At 61.3% G+C, this 21,814-nt stretch carries 18 protein-coding genes; 14 read left to right on the forward strand and 4 right to left on the reverse strand.

Features of this window, described 5'->3' with window-relative positions; translation table 11 throughout:
- The first annotated feature begins 337 nt into the window (after positions 1 to 337).
- The 13 genes from DEIDE_RS13685 to DEIDE_RS13745 all read left to right on the forward strand — a co-directional run bounded on the left by DEIDE_RS13685 (position 338) and on the right by DEIDE_RS13745 (position 16,758).
- Positions 338 to 1,497, forward strand: a protein-coding gene (locus DEIDE_RS13685; RefSeq protein ID WP_162485635.1) for an IS3-like element ISDds1 family transposase whose coding sequence is annotated in 2 segments (ribosomal slippage) — positions 338 to 593 and positions 593 to 1,497 — 1,161 coding nt in all. Because the reading frame shifts where the segments join, the coding sequence is not laid out codon by codon here.
- A gap of 642 nt (positions 1,498 to 2,139) precedes the next feature.
- The gene (locus DEIDE_RS13690) at positions 2,140 to 2,550 is read left to right on the forward strand and encodes a hypothetical protein (protein ID WP_162485636.1); all 411 of its coding nucleotides are present in this window, start codon (positions 2,140 to 2,142) and stop codon (positions 2,548 to 2,550) included.
- A 335-nt stretch (positions 2,551 to 2,885) separates the two neighbouring features.
- On the forward strand, positions 2,886 to 5,663 hold the full coding sequence (gene cphA, locus DEIDE_RS13695; RefSeq protein ID WP_049760537.1) for a cyanophycin synthetase: 2,778 nt from the start codon (positions 2,886 to 2,888) through the stop codon (positions 5,661 to 5,663).
- Between the two features lie 107 nt (positions 5,664 to 5,770).
- Entirely contained in the window at positions 5,771 to 6,685 is a 915-nt protein-coding gene (locus DEIDE_RS13700; protein ID WP_012694564.1) for a threonine ammonia-lyase, read from the forward strand.
- A gap of 27 nt (positions 6,686 to 6,712) precedes the next feature.
- Positions 6,713 to 7,093: a RidA family protein gene (locus tag DEIDE_RS13705; RefSeq protein WP_012694565.1), complete on the forward strand. Its 381-nt coding sequence runs from the start codon at positions 6,713 to 6,715 to the stop codon at positions 7,091 to 7,093.
- Between the two features lie 313 nt (positions 7,094 to 7,406).
- Positions 7,407 to 7,889 (forward strand): ribonuclease HI, encoded by a 483-nt coding sequence (gene rnhA / locus DEIDE_RS13710; RefSeq protein WP_012694567.1) that lies wholly within the window; start codon positions 7,407 to 7,409, stop codon positions 7,887 to 7,889.
- Positions 7,890 to 8,444: 555 nt separating this feature from the next.
- Entirely contained in the window at positions 8,445 to 10,238 is a 1,794-nt protein-coding gene (locus tag DEIDE_RS13715; RefSeq protein ID WP_012694568.1) for a sensor domain-containing phosphodiesterase, read from the forward strand.
- Positions 10,239 to 10,777: 539 nt separating this feature from the next.
- Positions 10,778 to 10,951, forward strand: coding sequence for a hypothetical protein (locus tag DEIDE_RS19140; protein ID WP_162485637.1), 174 nt, complete (start codon positions 10,778 to 10,780; stop codon positions 10,949 to 10,951).
- Between the two features lie 951 nt (positions 10,952 to 11,902).
- Positions 11,903 to 13,102 carry a sensor histidine kinase gene (locus DEIDE_RS13725; RefSeq protein ID WP_041227680.1) on the forward strand — a complete coding sequence of 400 codons (1,200 nt, stop codon included), beginning with the start codon at positions 11,903 to 11,905 and terminating at the stop codon, positions 13,100 to 13,102.
- 138 nt (positions 13,103 to 13,240) lie between these two features.
- A complete protein-coding gene (locus DEIDE_RS13730; protein ID WP_012694570.1) occupies positions 13,241 to 14,281 on the forward strand; it encodes a chemotaxis protein CheB in 1,041 nt (346 codons plus the stop codon).
- 490 nt (positions 14,282 to 14,771) lie between these two features.
- Positions 14,772 to 15,134 (forward strand): DsrE family protein, encoded by a 363-nt coding sequence (locus DEIDE_RS13735; protein WP_012694571.1) that lies wholly within the window; start codon positions 14,772 to 14,774, stop codon positions 15,132 to 15,134.
- Positions 15,135 to 15,582: 448 nt separating this feature from the next.
- Positions 15,583 to 16,476 (forward strand): aldo/keto reductase, encoded by an 894-nt coding sequence (locus DEIDE_RS13740; protein ID WP_041227780.1) that lies wholly within the window; start codon positions 15,583 to 15,585, stop codon positions 16,474 to 16,476.
- A 72-nt stretch (positions 16,477 to 16,548) separates the two neighbouring features.
- Positions 16,549 to 16,758: a hypothetical protein gene (locus tag DEIDE_RS13745; protein WP_041227681.1), complete on the forward strand. Its 210-nt coding sequence runs from the start codon at positions 16,549 to 16,551 to the stop codon at positions 16,756 to 16,758.
- Between the two features lie 201 nt (positions 16,759 to 16,959).
- Here the strand turns inward: DEIDE_RS13745 and DEIDE_RS13750 are convergent, their stop codons facing one another.
- Both DEIDE_RS13750 and DEIDE_RS13755 read right to left on the reverse strand, forming a co-directional pair.
- Entirely contained in the window at positions 16,960 to 17,262 is a 303-nt protein-coding gene (locus DEIDE_RS13750) for a hypothetical protein (protein WP_012694573.1), read from the reverse strand.
- Positions 17,263 to 17,302: 40 nt separating this feature from the next.
- Entirely contained in the window at positions 17,303 to 17,776 is a 474-nt protein-coding gene (locus DEIDE_RS13755; RefSeq protein ID WP_012694574.1) for a hypothetical protein, read from the reverse strand.
- Between the two features lie 592 nt (positions 17,777 to 18,368).
- Here DEIDE_RS13755 and DEIDE_RS13760 point away from each other — a divergent pair.
- The gene (locus tag DEIDE_RS13760; protein ID WP_162485638.1) at positions 18,369 to 19,559 is read left to right on the forward strand and encodes a polysaccharide deacetylase family protein; all 1,191 of its coding nucleotides are present in this window, start codon (positions 18,369 to 18,371) and stop codon (positions 19,557 to 19,559) included.
- A 452-nt stretch (positions 19,560 to 20,011) separates the two neighbouring features.
- On the opposite strand, the gene DEIDE_RS13765 is transcribed toward DEIDE_RS13760, so the two are convergent.
- Positions 20,012 to 20,563: a flavin reductase family protein gene (locus DEIDE_RS13765; protein WP_012694578.1), complete on the reverse strand. Its 552-nt coding sequence runs from the start codon at positions 20,561 to 20,563 to the stop codon at positions 20,012 to 20,014.
- Positions 20,564 to 20,742: 179 nt separating this feature from the next.
- Complete coding sequence (locus DEIDE_RS13770) at positions 20,743 to 21,423, reverse strand: response regulator transcription factor (RefSeq protein ID WP_012694579.1); 681 nt, start codon at positions 21,421 to 21,423, stop codon at positions 20,743 to 20,745.
- Positions 21,424 to 21,814: the final 391 nt, after the last annotated feature.

The raw sequence follows: 21,814 nt of genomic DNA on the forward strand, positions 1-21,814 counted from the left end.
CACAGGGTCCGCCGGCTTTGGCGGTTTTGACGCATAGACTGTCGAGGATCACAGTGCCATGTGAGGCTGTGCGTCCTTCCCGGAGCCTCCATATTCGCTGAGAGTGGCAGACCGTCTGCCACGGTGGAAAATCATGCGGCATTGTCTGTCAGGCTACGGCCGCCATGTACAACAGAGAAGATGCCGTCCAGGATCTCTCGCACAGACTACAAACGGAAGCGGCCGGCTGGAGCCTCAGGAGGGAGAAGTGCTTGAATCATGTTCCACCCGGCATCGGTGTGAGGATGACCCGATATGGCGTAGATGGAGATAAGCCCTCACGATAGGAGGCACCATCATGACTGATCGCAGAATCCACACCGCCGAGTTCAAGCGAGACGCAGTGCAGCTTGCTCGAACGAGCGGCAACCTGTCGGGCACCGCGCGTGACCTGGGCATCAACAGCTCCCTGCTGCGCAAATGGATGAATGCTGAGCAGGAGAAGGGCGAGTTGGCATTCCCTGGTCAGGGCAAACAGCTCCTCACTCCAGAGCAACAGGAGATACAACGGCTTCGCAAGGAGAACGAAATCCTGCGACAGGAGCGCGAGATCCTAAAAAAGGCGGCAGCCTTCTTCGCCAAAGAAACCACACGCTGAGGTATGAATTCATCCAAGATCAACGCCCCGAGTACCGCCTGGACCTGCTGTGCCGGGTGCTGGAGGTCTCGGTGAGCGGGTACCACAGCTGGCGAAGAAGGCCGATCTGCGACCGCAAGGAAGAGGATGCGCTGCTCGAGCAGCGCATCCAGGAAGTGCATCAACGTAGTAAACGCCGCTATGGGGCGCCACGCATTCACGCGGAGTTGCACGCTGGAGGAGTGCGCGTGTCCCGCAAGCGGGTGGCGCGTCTGATGCGTGCCAGTGGTCTGCGGGCCAAGGGAAAGCGCCGCTGGGTGCGGACCACGGAGAGCAGTCACACCATGGCCGTCTGCCCGAACCTGCTTGAGCGGCGGTTCGAGGTCTCGCAGCCGAACCAGGTCTGGGCGTTGGACCTGACGTATCTGCCCACGAAAGAGGGCTGGCTGTATCTCGCAGTCACCTTAGACCTGCATTCGCGAGCCGTGGTGGGTTACGCGATGGACATGCAGATGCCAGCCACCTTGCCACTGGCGGCCCTTCAGATGGCTGCTGGCCGACGTCTTCCGCCACCAGGCCTCCTTCATCACAGCGACAGGGGCAGTCAATACGCGAGTGGCATCTTTCAGGCAGAACTGGCCCGCATGCGGGCCAGGGGCAGTATGAGTCGTAAGGGGGATTGTTGGGACAACGCCGTGGTGGAAAGCTTCTTCAGCTCCCTGAAAAGGGAGTTGCTGGAGGACACCATCTTTGAGACCCGGGACGTGGCCCGACAAGCCGTATTTGAATTCATCGAGGTCTTCTACAACCGTCAGCGTCGTCACTCGTCTCTTGGGTACTTGACGCCCCTGGAGTTCGAACGCCAAGCTACAGCTGCTTAACTTCAGCTACGCAATATCGGGCCAGGCCCAGTGAGACCATCTGGGCATGCAGTCCGGGCTATGGACGTACCAACTCCAACTGATCGTGCGCCATGTTCTACCTGGGCAGAACATACGCCAGCATGTTCTTCGGACGCACTTTAACGGACCACGGCTTTTATCCCCGCTGGTCGTTGTTCAACCTCCGTTGATGACTGATCAGCTTCATTGGAACAGTCAATATTTAAATCTTCTGTCGCTCTAAGAAGTTGGTGTGCGCATATTCATGAAGACAACATACTCACGTCTAACTTCCAACTACGATGCTAAATAACCTCTTGCTCTGGCCGTTGCGCAAGGTGCGAGCGTTGATCTGAGAACGAGGTTCGGGGGCTGTATGTCAGCGTTGGATTATTCGTTGACACTTTGGGAACTAGAGTCGGAGCATGGAGAGAACAGCACGTATTACCGGATGCATCAGGACATTGTTGAAGTCACCACATGGGAGACGTTAGTTAAGCTCTGGCGTGCTGTTGGTTTCAGGATCAAGACTGCCTATTCCTGGACTGCTTCACACCTTCACATCGGACAGTCACACATCTGATAATCAAAATAAGGTTTTGGTACCGCACAGGCAGCACCCAGGCGGTTATGGAGTTCTCCATGACCGCAAGAGACGCGCCCGTGACGGGAGTTGCCGTGAGTTCGGTGCTTCTAACCCTGAAACTCCTGGTGACTGTCCGGCTTCTGAATGGCCTCGTCAGCACCGGAGCCCCGAACCCGGACCAGGTGACCCGTGTGCAGCTCACACGGGAGCTTCGCGCCCTGTCGGAATCGTCCACGATGGGCGCACAAGCTGCAGACCACATCAGCACACGGCTGACCGCGGCCCTGTCACGCGCTGATCAGGACGAGAACGCTCGCATATCCCCTTTGGGAACGCCAGGAAAGGAGAGGGATCGTCTTCACCTGACCAAGACTGTTCCGCCCAAAAGTGGGTCGCAGGGCGGGCCGAACCATGCTGGTCGGGAGATTCGTACCGCCACTCCCCCGCAGGATCAGGCGACCGGTTGAAGATTTCTCTGACATTGAAGCGGTCTTTCTGGGGCAGATGGTGCCGCCAGGTAAACGCGCTGAGCGTGTCGTGTGGTCCGGGAGGCGAGAGTGCTGGCGCCTCCCGATCAAGAAATTAAAAGAGGAGCTCAGCGTCTGAGCGCGTCTGGTGCTGACCGTCACCCGGCTGGCTACCCCACCGGCAACCATGGCTCCAGCACGGCGGACCAAGATTCGTTTATTCAATTCGTTGGTGGATGCCGGTCGGCCTTAAGCGCCTTTGGCACGATGCCCACCAGACACCGGCAACATCGCTTTACGGTCGTTCTTATCGCAGCACCTCTCTGGGAGACACAATGACAAACAACACGCCCGGTGCCGGTGAACCCATGCTTCCAGGAGGAGCCTTTACTCCACTACGAGTGATCGAAAAGCAGATCTACCGCGGCCCGAATGTGTACGGGCATGAGCACATGATCCGTGTCCAACTCGATCTGGGCGCTCTGAATGACACGGCGCCGGCAGCCATTCCTGGTTTTGTGGACCGCTTGATCGAATTGATGCCGTCCCTTGAGGACGGCGGGGCTGCATCTGACGGTGCGGTGCAGAACGATCCGGGCCTCGGGGCTGTGGCTGAACGCGTGGCCCGCGTCCTGCAGACCCTGGCTGGTCGGCCCATCGGCGTTGCGGAGCGTCGCCCCGCAAGAGCTCAACCGGGCGAGTACAACATGCTCTACCCCTACCACGAGGAGCGGGTCGGCCTCGTTGCCGGGGCGATTGCCCTGCGCCTGGTGGACAGCCTTCTGCCTGCGGACATGCAGGGCATCAAGGACGTGGAGGTGCTGCTCCCGAGAAGTATCAGCTCTATTGACCCAGACACGCCTTTTGATTTCATGGCAGAACTTGACGTTCTGCGCCGCCTCACGAAGCGTTTTACGCTGGGGCCAACTACCCAGTCACTCGTCAGTGAAGCGGAGCGCCGCGGCATTCCCTTTCTGCGGTTGGATGACGACAGCCTCGTGCAGCTTGGGTACGGCAAATACCAGCAGCAGGTGCGCGCCAGCATCACAAGCAAAACGTCATTTATTGCGACCGGCACCGCAAGCGACAAGGACCTCACCAAGCGGTTGCTTGACCGGGCGGGCCTGCCCGTCCCACAGGGCGCCGTGGTGCGTACGGTAGACGAGGCGGTGCGGGTCGCCCGGCGCCTGGGTACGCCGGTCGTGACCAAACCGCTCGATGGCAACCATGGGCGGGGGGTATCGCTGAACCTCTCCACCCCGGAGCAGGTGCGTCACGGTTTCGAAGAAGCGCGGCAGCACAGCCGGGAGGTCGTGGTTGAGCAGTTTTTCACGGGAAATGACCACCGCGTTCTGGTGATCAATGGGGACGTGGCCGCCGTGGCTGAGCGCATCCCCGCGCACGTGGTGGGTGACGGGCAGCGCAGCATCGCGGAACTGGTGGAAGCCGTCAACCTTGATCCCCGCCGCGGCACCGGCCATGAGAATGTGATGACCCGCATCACCATCGACCCGCACGTGCTGGAACTGCTTGCCCGCAGCGGCCTGACGCCGGAGAGCGTGCCGGCAGCGCATGAACGCGTTTTCCTGCGTGACACGGCCAACATCTCCACCGGCGGCACTGCTGTGGACCGCACGGACGTGATTCACCCGGACAACCGTACGATCGCCCGGCGCGCCGCGCAGGTTATTGGCCTGGACGTGGCCGGCATTGACCTGATCAGCCCCGACATCTCACAGTCGGTGCACGAGACAGGTGGCGCGATCGTGGAAGTCAACGCGGCGCCCGGGTTCAGGATGCACCTGCAGCCTTCGGAAGGTCAGCCGCGGAATGTGGCGTCACCCGTTCTGAGCATGTTGTTTCCCAAAGGCACCCCTTGCCGCATGCCGATCATTTCGATCACCGGCACCAACGGGAAAAGCACCACCGCACGCATGGTCGCGCACATCATGCGGCACGCCGGGAAAGTGACGGGCCTGACCACCTCGAACGGCATCTACGTGGATGGTGAGCAGATCCTCACCGGCGACACCACTGGCCCCAAAAGCGCGAAGGTGATCCTGAGTGACCGGAACGTGGAGGTGGCCGTTCTGGAAACGGCGCGCGGCGGGATCCTGCGTGAAGGCCTGGGGTTTGACCGCTGCGATGTGGGCGCGGTCCTGAACATCCAGCCGGACCACCTGGGCGTCAAAGGAATCGACACGGTCGAGGACCTCGCGTGGGTGAAGTCGCTCATTGTGGAGGTTGTGACAGATTCCGGCACCAGCGTGCTGAATGCTGACGATCCTTTGACGTGGGCCATGCGTCACCAGGCCCGCGGACGGCTGGCGCTGTTCTCCATGCAGGGTGGACCAACCGCGCCGGAACATCTCCGGGCACACATCGCTGACGGTGGCCTGGCCCTTGTCCGGGAAGGCACCGTGGTGGGCGACGAACTTGTCCTGTACGAGGATGGTCAGCGCACGCCCCTTATGCGCGCCCGGGACATTCCTGCGACGCTGGGGGGTTTTGCGAAAGTCAACATTCAGAACGCGCTTGCGGCCGCGGCCATGGCGGTGGCCCAGCACATCGAACTGCCTGTGATCCGCGCGGCGCTGAGTAGCTTCTCAACGTCATTCGAGCAAAGCCCCGGACGGTTGAACCTGTACGACGGTCACCCCTTCCGGGTGCTGCTGGACTACGCGCATAACCCGTCGGGCCTGGAATACCTGGGGGATCTGGTGGCGCACCTGCGTCCCGCACGCGGCCGCGTGATTGGTGTGCTGGGTGTGGCTGGGGACCGCCGGGACGCAGACATGCGGCAGATGGGCGAACTGGCTGCCCGGGCCTTTGATGAGCTGATCATTCGTGAGGACGACCTGCGCCGGGGCCGCCCGGCAGGAGAAGGCGCCCGTCACGTGGCCGAAGGGGCCCTCGCCTCGGGTTTTCCCGCGGAACGGCTGCACACGATCCTGCCTGAACCTGAAGCAGTCAGTGCTGCGCTGAGCATGGCGCGGCAGGGGGACCTTGTGGTGATTCTCGTGACGGAAGTCGAGGCGACGTGGCAGCAGATTCGCGATTACCAGCTGTCGCCGGCCCAGGCTGGAGGCCTCACCCAGGGCACACTGCACTAGACAGTCAGCCCTGACTGAAGCAGGTGACCTTGGCAGGCAAACCGGCAAGGCCCTGCCGTCCGGTCAAGCACGGGGCATGGGGTTCGGCCGGCATCTAGACTGTTCAGGTGATAACGCTTGAGGACGTTCGTGGAGCCGCCGGGAGGCTTGCGCCGCACATCCACCGCACGCCGGTCCTGTCGTCGGGATCGCTTGACCGCCTGCTGGGCCGCGAACTGCTCTTCAAGAGCGAGCACCTGCAGAAAACCGGCAGTTTCAAAGTGCGAGGGGCGCTGAACGCTGCGCTCCAGCTCGGGGGCCCGCGCGGCCTGGTGACCCTGTCGAGCGGGAATCATGCACAGGGCGTGGCTTTCGCTTCACGCGTCCTGGGTGTTCCGTGCGTCGTGGTGATGTATGAAGACGCCAGCGAGACGAAAAAGGCGGCGGTGCGTTCCTACGGCGCAGTGGTCGTGGACGAGGGCGTCAGCCGCCTCAACGGCGAGGAGCGCGTGCGTACCATTGCCGAAGAACGGGGCTTTCACTACATCCACGCTTACGACGACCCACACGTGATGGCGGGCCAGGGAACGCAGGCCCTGGAATTCACGGAGCAGACGGGCGCGCCGGACGCGGTTCTTGTCGCAGTGGGCGGTGGAGGCATGATCAGTGGCATCGCGACCGTCATTAAGACGGTTTGGCCAGAAACGCGCGTCATCGGCGTGGAGCCCGAGGCAGGCGACGATACGCGCCGCAGCCTCCTCGCAGGTGAGCGGATCCGGCTGGAAGCGCCGCCCCGCACGGTCGCGGACGGCGTACAGACCATGATGCCCGGCGCGCTGACATTCCCCGTTGTCCAGAAGCACGTGGACGAGGTGCTCGCCGTGCGCGAGGAGAGCATCGTGGAGGCGCAGCGCCTGATGATGCGCCACCTCAAGCAGGTCGTGGAGCCCACTGCAGGCCTGCCTCTTGCGCCACTGCTGGAAGGCGCCGAGCTCCCGCAGCGGCTGGGCCTGTTTGTCTGCGGCGGTAACTGGCTGCCCTGACAGACGAGGCGTGGTAGAACCTCCTTCATGTCACGCCAGAGCTTCACTCCCGAGCATGCCCCGGCAGCCGCGGGACCCTACTCGCATGCCGTCCGCATTGGTCCCTTTGTTCACACGGCGGGTCAGGTGGGGGTTGACCCGGAGACCCGCCAGCCCCGCGAGGGTGTGGAAGCGCAGACCCGCCAGGCGCTCGAGAACGTGCGCGCCGCCCTCGCGGCAGCCGGCGCCGGCATGGATGACGTGTTGCGCGTGGGCGTCTATCTCACCCGCGCCGAAGATTTCCCAGCGATGAACGCCGTATACCGCGAGTTTTTTGACGCGCCCTATCCGGCTCGCAGCACCGTATACGTGGGTCTCAACCCAGGTCTGCTCGTGGAAATTGACGCACTGGCCGTTCTCGAGTCCTGACGCCGCTCAGAACCGGCCCGGCCGAGGAGGCCCAGAGCCGAGAGGAGGCAGCTCCTGGCCACAGAGAGCACCCCCGCCAAGGTTCAGGCAGAAAGCGCCGCCGGTAGAGCCAGCGATGCTTCCTGCCTGAGCACGCGGTTTGACCTGCCTGCACCTTTTTGCTTGGAACACGCCGGGGCGATCTGATGTCCTGTGCACTTCACCTGACCCCGTTGCAAAGCCCATCGCTGCATCACCATAGCCGGGACATGTTCACGCCGGCCACGTTCCAGCGGCGCCAGGCACGCCTGCTGGTGCCACACTGAAAGGACCTATGCCTGACGCCCCCCTGCCCACCGTCCGCCTCGTCACCGACGGCGCCTGCTCCGGCAACCCTGGCCCTGGCGGCTGGGCCTGTATCCTCACGGCAGACACCCACACGAAGGAGTTGTCAGGTGGTGAAGGCCGGACCACCAACAACCGTATGGAACTTACTGCTCTGCTCGAAGGGCTGCGCGCGCTGAAAAAGCCTTGCGCCGTCCACGTGGTCAGTGACTCCCGCTATGTCATCGATGCCTTCGAGAAAGACTGGCTGAGCAACTGGCAGCGCAAGAACTGGAAGAACGTCAAAAACCCCGACCTCTGGCAGGCCCTCCTTCAGGCCGCCCAGGGGCACCGGTTGACCTTTGAGTGGGTTCAGGGGCATGCTGGTCACCCCGAGAACGAACGTGCCGATCAGCTCGCTGTGCAGGCTCGGGACGCGGCCGCGAAGTCACCCGGGCAACCTCGTTCGGGACCGGCGGGCGGTCTGTTCTGACAAGAAATCAGTGGCCGGCGGCTCTGAGGCCCTCATCTGTGCCATTCGCCCACGGCACTGACCGGCGGCCTGTCCGACTCTAGCCACCGCTCCGACGTACCCGTGAAGTGTGCCGCAGAGAACTTGTGCCCGCACAAGTCACGCGATGTGCGCCTGTTCGGGCAGAGTCTGCAGATCATCAGGGTCCAGGCCGGCGTCGGCTGCATGGCGAGCTGGCGGCACCGTTCCACACCATCGACTGACCGGCTGGCACAGGGGGCCTGCCGGGAATGTGGAGAACGGGGGGCAATTGACCCTGCATTCCTTAACGGGTGTTGGAAACATGCCATTGGTCCACACTTTTCCTGAGCTCCACCCTGAACGGTCCTTGTAAGAGCGCAGCCGCTATGCTGCGGCCGGTACGGAATCCCACCTGCTCTGGCCTGGGACCTGGCACTTCCTTACGGGAACCATGCCGGGAAACATTCCGCTGGACACTCTGCCCTATTTATTCATTAATGCATCCGCGTGAAACTGCGCGGACTGCCTGCCTCAACTGCACGCTAATGGAGCTTGATGTCCCCTACCCACGAAGACGCCCGCCTTGATGAATTGCACCGCTTCGGCATCCTCGATACTCTTCCCGAGCCGCAGTTCGACCGGATTGTCGCGCTCGCCGCCCGGTATCTGGATATGCCAGTCGCGGCAGTGTCGTTCGTGGACAAAGATCGTCAGTGGTTCAAGGCCCGGTTGGGGCTGGATGTCACCGAAACGCCGAAAAGCGAGTCGATCTGCGCTATCGCCATCCAGCAGGACAATGTGCTGGTCATTCCTGACGCCCGCAAAGACCCGCGCGTGAATGGTATGAAGTGCGTCATTGTTGACCAGCAGGTAGGCTTCTACGCTGGCGCACCGCTTCGCACCCCGGACGGGCATCACCTGGGAACCGTGTGCGTCATGGACGCCGTTCCCCGCTCGTTTACCCTGGAAGAGGAAGGCATCCTCCAGGACTTCGCGGCGCTGGTGATGGATGAACTGCGCCTGCATATCACGTTGCAGCAATTGGGTGATCTCGCGCTGCTCGATACCCTCACCAGCCTGCCCAACCGAACCAATTTCCGTCAGCGCCTCACGCAGGCCATGCGCCGAGCGACCCTGGACAGCTCAAAAGTGGTGCTGGGTCTGATGGACCTGGACCGGTTCAAGCTCATCAACGATACGCTCGGCCACGCCGCCGGTGACGAACTGTTGTGCCTGACGGCCAAGCGCCTGAGTGAATGCCTGGCGTCCAGTGACACGGTCGCGCGTATGGGCGGCGACGAGTTCGCACTGATTTTCAGCGATGTGGCCGTGCCGGCCGGCACAGAACGCATTCTGGCGCGCATTCGTGAGGCCTTCAGCACCCCGTTTGTGCTCGAGGATCAGGAGATCTACGTTCACTGGAGCCTGGGTCTGACCATCTTTCCGGACGACGCAGACCAGGTCGAAACTCTGCTGACTCAGGCTGACACCGCCATGTACCGTGCCAAGCGCGCAGGAGGCGGCCACGCATTTTTCAACGCTGAGCATGACCGGCGAACCCTGGCTGAGATGGCGCTGCTGTCCGGAATGCACCGCGCCCTGGAACGCAACGAGTTCCGGCTGCACTTTCAGCCGATTATCCACCCCATCAGCGGAGAGGTGACGGCTCATGAGGCCCTGATCCGCTGGGAAAGCCCGGGCGGCCTGGTGAGCCCCGCCGAATTCATCCCGCTTGCCGAAGTGTCGGGTCTGATCATCCCAATCGGACAGTGGGTTCTCCGTGAAGCGGTTCGTGCTGCTGCACGGACGCTTCGTGGGCATATTGCCGTGAATATCAGTCCTCTGGAATTTGCCCAACCGCAGTTCGTGGAGAACGTCACGCGGGTGCTGTGCGAGGAAGGTCTTGAACCGGGCCGGCTGATGCTGGAACTTACCGAAAACAGCCTGATTGACGCCCACCGTGGCCGTGACGTGCTTCGCGACCTGCGCGCGCTGGGAGTACGGGTGGCCTTGGATGATTTCGGGACGGGCTACAGCAGTTTTTCCGCCCTGGCAGGACTGCCGGTCGAAGTGCTGAAAATCGACCGTTCTTTCACCCTGCACCTTGGCACTGCCGGGCCAGAGGGCGTGAGGGCCGCTGAACTGGTGCGCGCCATCGTTGCGCTCGCACGCGCCTTTGGTCTGGACACTGTGGCCGAAGGCGTCGAGACACCCATCCAGGCCCAGCTTCTCACCGACCTGGGTTGCACGTTCCTTCAGGGCTACCTCTTTGGCCGCCCCAGCCCGCTGCCTGCTGCTGCGGGGGAGGAAGCGGTCATGCCAGCCATGTTCCGTACCACTGACCTGTAGGCCACACCCGAGCCTGTTTGTCGTGGCTGGCAGCGGTGTACTGGCCCCGGCACACCGCCAGGCGGCACCCTCATGACTAGAACGGCCGCACAGTTTCTCGTGGCGCCTTGACCCGTGCTTCCGAAGCGTCGAGCCCAACGGCCCATGCGCTTAGCCTCGCCACGCTCAATTGCCGGAGCTGGGTGTAGATCACGTTATGTCCTCCGAACTGTACGGGGACCGCTGACAAGGTGGATCCTCAGTCAGGGCAGAGACGTGATGTTCACGCGTGGGCTTTCCGGGAGTGCATGACGGCAGCATGATCGCCCAGAGTCCCGCAGATATGCCCCTGACACGTTGAGCAGCGTTACGGCGCTCGCGTTCGTCTCCACCGGTGTTTTCCGCAACTCAGGGTGCCGGTTGGCGCCTCCTTTTCAACACAGATGCCCAACAGGGGAGACCGAAGGGCATGCTTGCGCCGAAGTGATGAAGACACAGTGAACTGCCGGGCGCCTTGCGTTTTTGCGTGCAGGACAGCAATCCTGTGCGTGGGAGGTTCGATGACCTACACGTTGCGAGAGCTGCTTACCGACCCTGGCCTCTTTTCCACTCCACTGGAAGCCCGGCCTTCAGTGGAATGGGAAGAGCAGGAATGGTGTTGCGAATGCGAGCAGTATGTTCCAGAACTGGTGATGGACGTGTGTCTGGCGTGTCTGGAGATTCCGAGCCCGTGAGCCAGAGGATCAAACCGCGTCGCTGAGCCTGTGGAAGCACAAACAACTCGGAATCTGACCTGCCTTTGTGGAACATGATCAGCCGGACAAAAACGACAGGCGCTCGTCGCTTCTGGCGCGGATAGACGCGCTGAAACAGACAACAAAGCTTAAATAGAAGATGGAAAATTTTGACGCCAAATGATATTTAAATGAACTTGTATTTAGTGGAGTTTGGCAATGCAAATAATATTACTAACACTCTTTTCACAGAATTGATGAGGCGGCGTTTCATAGCGTAACCATGATAGGGGCAGTATGTTGACTCTTCTCCTGGCCAGAGCATTGTCTGCCACCAGATCTTTGGCTAAGGATCTGGGCGACCACGACGCCATGAAGCGCCTGACAGAGCTCAGCACCCAGCCTCAGCCGTTCCTGGTCAATGAGCAAGGCCAGCTTCTCCAGGAAATCACAGCAATTCACGGTCGCCTTAAAGCACAGATGCATGACAGCTGTCACGTCGCCCATTAAGACGTTCCCGATGAGGAAGCACAGGCGTCCGAGCTGGCCTGCATTTGTGAAACATGCGGTCGCCGAGGTGTGAACGGAAGTCATTCCGCCAGGGAAACCGGTGTCAGGAGAAGCGTCCTCTTGTGAAGTTCTCTCAACGTTTCAGGTGTTGCTCAGCAGGGGAGATCCCCATTGGACGACCATAGCGCGCAAGGGGAGCACCTACGGCCTATTCTGGCGCGCCGACCGCAGGCTCGCATGGGAGTTCCGTGTTTCAGCCTGTGCACCAATTAAAAACCAGCGTGATGCTTGATACCGGATGACGTTTGGAGTGACTGGCAAAGGACCCTGGTCAATGCCCTGGGCAAATAAGCTGGTCTCATTGGCCTGGACGCACCCAAGTCCATAGACAAGTAAAGGCTTCCCTGGACACTCTCATTCCAAATGATGTCATCAAACACTATGCCCGACCACGAGCACCACATAGCATCCGAGATCCAGGCGCTTCAGCAACAAATCAACACTCTGGAAGCCGACCTTCAGGCTTGCCAGCACCAGGGGATGACGCTGTTCAGCGAAGCGCCGGCACCCTACGTGCTGCTGAATTCTCAGGGCCGGATTCAGGATGTCAATCGTGCGGCCACAGGGTTGCTTGGTCGTCACCGTGAGGTTCTGCTGGGAAGACATTTCAGTCAGTTTCTGACTCCTGCGTCACAGGGATCGTTTGAACTGCTGCTCGGTCAGGCAGTTGGGCACGGACTCAGCCGCCGGGGCGAAGCGCAGCTGAATCATGCCGATGGGTCCATGTTTGATGTTCTGCTGGATCTCGACGCGGAACATATCGACGGTGAATTTCAGCGCTTCCGCCTCGTGATCACAGACATCACCGCGTATAAGCAGGCGCATGCCGGGCTGCTGGATAATACGGCGGCTCAGCAGGAGCAGCTGGAAGTACACAGCGCCCGGATCCGTGAGCTGAACCAGGAACTCGAGCAGATCGTTACCGTTTTTATTCAGCAACTCCACCTGCCGTTGACGCGCGCCCTGAATTTTCTTGGCCTGACGCGACGTGCGCTGGGAGAGGTGGCGGACGAAGTCAACCAGCCGCTGCTGAATACGGAACGAGCCGTCCAGCAGATAATCGCCCTGATGGCGTCTATAGAACGCTTCATGCAGATGCGCTCCATGCGTGTGCGTCTGCGGTCCGTCGACCTCAACAGCGTGCTGCGTGAAGTACGGAAACATTCCAGGCCGCTGATGGCCGACCGGAACATCGATATTACGAGCGAGCCGCTGCCGACGGTGCAGGGCGACTCCCGGGCGCTGTATCTGATTCTCGACGAGTACATCTCAAACGCACTCAAATTCACCAAGGAGAAGGACCCCGCCCGGATTCATGTCCGTGTGCAGGAGTCCGAATCGGAGTATCACATTGGCGTGGAGGACAATGGCGCCGGCTTTAACATGCGGCAGAAGGACCAGCTGTTCCGGCTCTTCGGCCGGCTGCATTCTTCAAAGGTCTACGAGGGCTCGGGCGTTGGTCTTATGACGGTGCGCCGAGCCTGTATGCGCTTCGGTGGCCGGGTGTGGGCTGAAGGCAAGGTAAATCAGGGCGCGACGTTCTGGTTCGCCTGGCCCAAGCAGCCTGTTATCCGTGATTAACGAGTACTCAGCACGCTTCCGTCAGATGAAGCCCCATCGTGGAAGCGTGCCAGCAAGCAGGGTCTTGCAACGCTGCTTCTTCATAAAATTGATCCAGCTCAGTATTTTGCAGCGCATACGGCGGGATACTAATTCAAGATGACGGACTTTCCCCTGGTGGTCATTGGGGCCTCAGCTGGTGGTGTCTCGGCCCTGATGAAACTCTGTGCCCAACTTCCCAGCTCCTTTCCGGCCGCAGTGCTGGTGGTCCAGCACGTCTCCCCGGCCCATCCCAGCATGCTCCCCAGAATCCTCAGTGCCGCTGGCACCCTGCACGCCATCCATCCCCGTGATGGCCAGACGCTGCATCCTGGAATGATCTACGTCGCTCCGCCTGACCATCACCTGCTGGTGGATGGTGAAACCGTCCTGCTGTCCCGGGGCCCCAGAGAAAACCGCTCCCGTCCCGCCATTGACGTTCTGTTCCGCTCGGCGGCAGTCGAGGCAGGGAGCCGCGTGATCGGGGTGGTCCTGACTGGAAACCTGGATGATGGCACGTCCGGCCTTCATGTCATCAAACAGGCCGGCGGTCTGGCCGTGGTGCAGGACCCGGATGACGCAGAGTTCGCCTCGATGCCACGTAGCGCTCTGAATGCTGTGAAGGTTGACCACGTTGCGCCGCTCTCGGAACTGGGAGCGCTGCTGGCTAGCCTGGTGGATGACCGAGCCAGGAACCACAGACCTACACCGCTGGCCTCTGAGGACGTACGCCGCCTTGAAGTTGAGCTGGGGGTTGCCCGGGAAGAGCATGCCCTGAGCAAAGGGGTGACCCGGCTGGGCGCACCGTCGCCGCTGACCTGTCCGGAGTGTCACGGCACCTTGATCGAGATTCGGGAAGGCACCCTTGTGAGGTTCCGGTGCCACTCTGGTCATGCCTACACGGCAGGCACCCTGCTGACCGAAGTCAGTGAGTCGGTTGAGTCCAAGGCTTATCAGGCGTTGCGGGCACTGGGAGAAACGGTGATTCTGCTCCGGCAACTGAGCGATCAGCGCCAGAAGCAGGGCGACCCGGCGGGAGCAGAAGCATTTCTGGCGCGGGCCCGTGAGGTGGAGGCCAGCAGTGAAGGCATCCGCGCCCTGGTGCGGACAACCAGAGCCCTGAGTGTCGAGAAGGTAGAGCGGCCGGACTTCGACGGCTGAGCTGGGGCGGTGTTTTTCCGGCGTTGGACCGCGCGTCTTCGGTGACGCTCTCCATCGTTGCCTGCGCTTCCGCCCGGTAGACCTGGCACCACTTGGTCTACGCTAGGTGTTGAAGCCTCATGCCGGTTGTGTGCTGTGGTCCAGGCGATCCTATGAAAACCGTGCCCCAACCCAAGCGCTCATTGCAAGCCAGTGAATGGTCCGCAGATTGATGTTGAGCGTTGGCAGCGCAGCAGACTCCCTCCGGCGATGTGTTGACCTTTGGGATGCTCCCGACTTCCGCCGGGGTCAGTAGGGGTGCGCGCGATGTCAATTTGGGCGGTCCCTGCGTGTCAAGCGTGCAAAATGAAGATGGCTGCATGTGAGGTAAAATCTGGACCACCGACCCGAAGAAGCGTAATTCAGCAGTTCAGTTTGCGGTTCCTGGTATCACCGTCGTGCCCATGCCGTTCCCGAAGCTTTTCCGATGGCAAGCAGCAAGGAGGGTTTTATGGCGAAGCTCCTGGTCCACGTTACCTGCGGTCCCAATGATCCCACGCGCGCAGCGCTTGCTTTTCTCGTTGCGCGTACTGCGCAGGAGGAAGGCCACCCGGTCACGCTCTTCCTGGCCGGTGACGCCGTACACCTCCTTCGCCCTGCAACTCTGGATGCCCTGCAGGGCCTGGGGACCGGCAGGCTCCGTGAACATTACGACGCGCTCAGGGCCGGATCCGCGCAGTTTTACCTGTCGGGAATGTCCAGTGCTGCGCGCGGTCTGGCGGTCAGCGACCTGGTGCAGGGTTCGTTCGAGCTTGTGAAACCTGACGTTCTGGTTCGCCTGACGTTTGAGAACGACCGCGTCCTCTCGTACTGAATCCGCATGAGCAGGCAGGCACGCCGGACAAGGGACGACTGCTCCGTGACGTGAGCCGGAGCGCGGTCGCTGCACTGCCCACGCTCCTGGGGAGTCCTTTGGCCTCCGGAGAGCCTCTAACGTACGCTCAGATTCAGCTGGTCTGCCCGCATGGCCCTCAAAAAAGTCCATGTATAGGAAGATCACGTCCCCATTGAGGGAGTCGGGGTCCTGTTCCCGGTGGTGGCCCAACTGCGCGTAGCGAATCAGGCGCAGCTGCATTCAGATGGGCGCACACACCAGCGTTGAACCTGCCAGGATGCATGGTCTCCCCGACCTTGTGCCAGAGAAGAAACGCGTCCATGCTCCTGAACCCGGACCCCGTCAGGCGTAGATACAGACCGGAGGTGTCTGACCAAGAAGCACGGCAGGATGATCAGCTGCCTGGATGGTGACGCACAATGCGGCCATGGAACAGCGGCAATTTGGAACGACAGGCCTCAAGGTCAGCGTGCTGGGGCTGGGGGCTGGGCAGGTGGGCGCCGAGAGCCTCAGTGAAAGCGCTGCGGGCACCCTGCTCAATCGCGCGCTTGACGGCGGGATCACACTCGTGGACACGGCCCGGGGCTACGGCCTGAGTGAAGAACGGATCGGCCGCCATCTTGCGCACCGCCGGAACGACTTCATCCTGAGCAGCAAAGGAGGCTACGGCGTCGAGGGAGTTGAGGACTGGACGCCGCTGGTGATCCGCCGTGGAATTGAACAGGCCCTGCAACGCATGCGGGTGGACTGGATCGATATCTTTCACCTGCACTCCTGTCCCCTGGATGTCCTGAAGCAGGAGGACCTGCTCGGCGCTCTGGATGATGCCCGCGAAGCGGGTCACATCCGGGTTGCGGCGTACAGCGGCGAGAACGAGGCGCTTGCCTGGGCGGTGGACTCCGGCCGCTTCGGGTCGGTGGAAACCAGTGTCAACCTTGCAGACCAGTGGAGCCGTCACCGTGTCCTGCCGCACGCTATTGAGCGCGGGCTGGGCGTGATTGCCAAGCGCCCGATCGCCAATGCTGCGTGGCGTTTCACACAGCGCCCGGTCGGCGAGTACGCAGAGATCTACTGGGAGCGCCTGCGGACCATGGACCTTGAAGCAGTCCGTGATCAGGCCGGCCTCGAGTGGACCGGACTGGCCCTCCGGTTCAGTGCCTACGCACCGGGAGTCCACAGCGTGATCGTCGGGACCGCCAGCCTTGGGAATCTGGATCAGAACCTTCGTCTGGTCGAGCAGGGTCCTCTGCCTCTGGACGTGCTGACCTGGATCGAATCCGCGTGGTCGCAGCATGGTCAGGAGTGGCCAGGCGAGGTGTGACTGGTGGGCTGACTGGGCCCGCCGTCAACCTCGCGTTGACAGGAGTTGGGCCGGTCCCGGGTAGAGTATGGAATGGACGAGCATCAGGTGCAGCCTTACGTCGAAGCCCTTCAGGAACGTGGATGCCTGGTCACCCAGCACCCTGATGGGCGGTATTCGGTGACCCTGCCAGATGGTGAAACCATCGAACCAGGAGCACCCTCGGTGCACCCCCAGACCCCCTGGAGTGCACTGATTGAGGCCTGTAGCCGCCTGAACGTGACGGTTCCCTTTGGGGAATAATTCGGCGGCGGCCAGTTGCCTCTGACATGGCCAGCATGGGTAGGAGCTGGTCCGAATCTGATCTGACGTGCCGGCGCTGTCGCGTGGAGTGGTCCGGCACAGCTACTGTTCCCTTCTTTTGGCAGACGACCGGGCACACCGTTGGTCCACAGGTTGGGCAAACCAGCGGTCACCCCCTCATTCTCTGGCGCCCCGGTCGCGTCACTCAAAATGCTCTGTCAACCACGCGCCACCATTCAGGAACTGCACGATCCGGTCGAGCAGTTCCGCCTCACGCCCTCCGATATGTCCGTCCTGCTGGGCCCGTTGGAGCGCGGCCTGGTAGATCTCTGCGCGCAGACTTCTGACCTCTTCCGGAGACAGGTCCAGCGCGTTACGCGTGCGGATCAGCAGACGCAGTTCCTCGTCTGTCAGCTGCCCATCGGAGATCAGGCGCAACAACATGGCGCGCAGGGCGTCCTTGCGCGCCTGATCGGAGAGGTCATTGTTCTTGCTGGCGTTCATCGGGCCTCCTGAGCCTTTTTAGCTCATGTCAGGCAGAGTCTCAATTCACTCCGCAGTTCATGAGTGTGCGGTAGGTCCCCTGGACGCCACGGAAGGTTCCAGCAAACCTACCGTGGGCGTCCAGCGTGCCATTCAGGTTCCCGTTGGACCCCAGACGGCCGGTCAGGCCCACACCCGTGCGTACCGCGCCCATGGAAGCAGTGATGCCCGCTCGCCCTTCCACCGTGCTGTCGAGTGAAAGACTCAGCTGGCTGACGACCAGGGTGCGCTGGTCTTCCCGCACGGCAGCTTTTCCCTGAGCGGCAAAGACCGTGCCGTTGTTGGTAAAGCTGCCGCTGACTTCACCAGCCCTGTTGACCACCAGCGACAGCTCGGAATCAGCGCGGGTCAGGGTGCCCATGCTGCTTCCGGTACAGACCAGTCCAATTGACGCCGGAATAGACGGCACACTGTTGGCTGGAGCGCATGAGGGCAGCGCCAGAGTGAGAAGAAGGCAGGACAGCATGGGCTTCATTGCCTGCTATTGTGGCGCACCCGCAGGCGTTTTTCTGGCTGCTCCCGGTGATGGGCTTCTTGCAACCGGGAGCATCTCAGACGTCAACACCCTGGTCAGGTGTAGAGAATGCCGGTGGTGCGCCCTGCACGGAGATGTGACTTCAGGAACTGATCCGGTGTCCTCTGGACGGCACAAGTCGGTGCCGGGTGAGGAAGACAACCGCAGGAAGCCAATTTCTCAGCAGGGAGCCTCCCTTTGCCGAATGTCCGGCACAACATCGGGATCCGCGCGTCTTCAATCCAGCTCCTCTATTAGAAAGCAGCAAGGAATGCCTGCGATCTTCTGGTTTCACAGCGGGAGCGATGTGAGACCAGCACATGCCGTAAGGTAAATGAGAGAGATGTTGTGGAATTATAAAGAGATGCAGTATTGCAAGGCCTTGAGGCGTCTCGCGCGCCTTCACATGACCTGGATCGTGGCACTGGGGATTGCGCTGTCTTTACCCTGGAGCACGGCGCAGGCCAGACCTGTCGTCATGGTGTTCCACCAGGTGGGAACTGGCACGGGTCTTTCCTTATCTGTGAGTCCGGAAACCCTGAGACAACGTGTGATGACCCTGCGGTCTTTGGGGTACCGGTTTGTGACATCTACCGAAGCTGCGTCGGCGTCCCGTGCAGACCGCGTCGCTGTGATTCAGTTCGATGACGGGTTTGAGAGCGTGTATCAGCTGGCCTTTCCAGTCCTTCGGGAGTTGGGCGTGCCCGGAACAGCCTATGTGATCTGGTCACGATTGAACCAGCCGGGAAGCATGACCACCGCTCAGTTGGCCGAACTGCGGGCTGCCGGCTGGGAAATCGGGAATCACTCGCACTCGCATGCCACGCTGTCCGATCTGGCGCCCCGGGGACTGCAACGCGAACTGATGCCCCCGTCCTCACAGGCAGGTGAACGTCCGGCCCGGTGCGTGGCGTACCCCCTCAACCGTCATGATGCCCGGGTCCGTCGCGAAGCGAAACGGCAGGGGATGCAGTGCGGCGTAGCTGGCGGACCGCCCGCGTTGGGCCGCACCGATCCCATGGCCCTGCCCGCACCTGCCATCACCGCCTGGGATGACACCCTGCTCCCCCTGCGTGCGCGTTGGGGTATTGACGCCCGTGCACCCCTGCTGACCGCGGGGTTCATCTACGCGGCAGCAGACGGCCTGGGCAGTGACCATCCGCCGGTAAGTCCGCCCCTGACCTGGAACCCGGCGCACTATGAGCTGCTGGGAAACGGCGCATTCAGCGCCATGTGGCGTGGCGAACGGGAACTGCGGCTCGCGTGGCGAGAGGGAGCATGGAGTCTGAACCTCGCCGCCCGCCGCGGAGTGGGAACTTCGCAGGGACGGTACACAGGAGGCGCTGTGGCCCTCAATCTGGCCCCTTTGACGGTCGCTGCCGGCGTGGACACCAACGGACCTCTGCTTGGCGCAGCGCTGGCACTTGGTGGATACGGCGAGGTGTGGGGCCGCACCAGTCATGTGAATGGAAGCTGGGGATGGGCCTGGGGCGGCACGCTGATTCCAGCCGACTACTGGCAGGTGACTGGAGCTCATGATCATTCCAGCACGCACCTGGGCCTGCGTGTCGCGGTGCCCTGGCAAAACAGCGAGGGCCGGCCCCTCCGCGTTGGAGGCGGCTACCGGTGGGGAGTGGACCAGGGAGCCTACGCTGAGGTCGAATATCACGTCGGCAGCTACGGCATGGCGGCGGAAGTAACGGCCACAGGCCGGTTTGGCGTGCGGTTTACGTCCGTCTGGTGAGGGGAGGCGCTTGTCATTCGCGTCGCTCTGTATCCCCACGTCAGAGAGCCACTGACTTCCCACGGACAACCAGTTAATAAGACATCAAAGTTCCGTGACCGAAGCGATGGGTGTGACTGGACGCCACCGCAGTTCTGCGCGCCTGACCTGAGGCGCGCAGCTTTGATTTCAGCGTCCGGAAGGGGGGAAATGGATAAGCACCCCTTGGTCGCCCGGCCCTGCGGGACGACCAACGTTCGCACGGCACTATTTTGTGATCCAAAGCAGGTCCCTGGTAGCGGTGTCATGCCTATGGTCACGCCCCCTGACCTACACACCTGGTGGCCCGGTAAAAGCAGGAGAGACGGGTCAGAATCATACTGTCCGCTTATCCAGGCGTTCTGGTCCCGGCTCTTTGCTCCTTGATGAGCGTCCTGTGTGCACGGGCGAACGAGACACCTGCCTTTTGTGACCTACGCGAAGTCTCCTGGAAGAAAAACCTGGCGCTCACGCGTGGTCGTCACGTAAGCGCTGCGGCCCAGGTAAACGGCAGCTTCACCCGCGAACAGGCCCTCGGCGTCATAGTGCGCCGGGTCGAAGTGAACGTCGCTGACCCGACCGACGAACAGATCGTGGTCCCCGGTCCGCACGACATCAACCACCTCGCAGCGGTAGTGCAGATAGGCCTGCGTGACCGCCAGCGGGCTTCCGGGCAGGGTCGTGAGTCCAAGCCGGGCGAGCTTATCGAACTGCGGAGCGTCATGCAGGCTGAGCACGCCCGCTCCCTGCACCGCCTGCGCCGCCGCAAAAGGAAGAAAGTTCACGCCAAAGTGACCGCTCTGCACGATGAGGGGATGACTTCCGCGCTCGCGCCCCACGGCCACGCCGTAGAGAGGAGGATCCGCACTTAAGGCGGTGTGCCACCCCACGCTGAGGACGTTGCGCGTTCCGGAATGCTCGGCGGTCACCAGAGCGACGGTGCCTGGGTAGTAGCCGAAGAAGCGGGCGGTTCTGGCGCTGAGCATCCCCCCGAGAATAGAGGAGTTGCCGCCGGGGTCTCAGGCACTCCTTGTTCATGGACCCTCCAGCGCGACAACGAGGTATTCAATACGTAAGGCCCGCGTTGCAGACCAGATACACATACGCCCTGTGCCTGGCCAGTTGCACAGCTGTTTCGTCCTGCTCGGGATCGCTGGGCTGCTGCTTACCGTGGCACTCTGATGGCATAGCCGATTCCACGCACAGTGCGAATGAAGCCGTATCCGCCCAAATCACGTATTTTCCCGCGCAGGTTGGCGATATGAACATCGAGGGAACTGTTGTTTCTGGGCTGCTCAGTGTTCCACAGTTCACGCTCAATCTCATCCCGCCGGTAGACACGGCCCGGCTGTTGAACAAGCACACTCAGCAATTCAAACTCAGTGGCTGTCAGCTTCAGGTGCTGTCCTGAGTAAAGACAAATCCGGTCCTGCAGGGAAATATCAAGCGCACCCACTGAAGTCACGTCACAGCCGCTGCTTCGTCTCAGCTGGACATTGACCCGTGCGAGCAGTTCCTGGGGATGGAATGGCTTGGTCATGTACGCCTCGACGCCCGAGTCAAACAGGTCAAACAGGTTGATTTTGTGGTCCACGTCGTCTGGAGCTCTCAGGCCCATAATGCGGACATGACTGGTCAACGTCAGGCGGCGCGCCACCTGCGCCCCATCAATGTCAGGGAGTCCAAGGTCCAGCAGGATGAGGTCGGGATTCTGCTCATGGGCAACGCAGAGGCCGGACGCCCCATCGGGAGCACTGAAGACCCGGTGGCCGGCCTCTTCCAGCACGAACTTCACCACTTGAGTGATATCCGGGTCGTCTTCGATAACAAGAATCCTGGCTGACACATGTACTCCTGCAGGTCGTCAGGATTTCGGTTCTGTCCGGGCAATGAAAGGAAATGCCAGCAGCTCTCGTCTGGAAACGTGGGTCTGATACCGGCCCTTGAGGTACAGGGCGTTCAGGGCTTCCCGACCATAACGGTTGGCGACATCACGAATGTGCCAGACCTCATCGTGCTGAGCGCATGTTACCCGGATACGATCCAGAGTCCCGGGAACCCAGCTGCACGTAACGGAAACGGAAGCAGTCATAAAAACCTCGATGTCAGGAGTGTGGAAGTGATGCATCGAGGCTATCTGTGCTTCGCAGAAATCATCGGCCAAAGGAATTAAGGTCGGCTTAACGATTCACAGCTTAGTAGTATTTTTTGATGAAGAGATCTTTATTTTCAGAAAA

Source organism: Deinococcus deserti VCD115, assembly GCF_000020685.1.
Classification (GTDB): Bacteria; Deinococcota; Deinococci; order Deinococcales; family Deinococcaceae; genus Deinococcus; species Deinococcus deserti.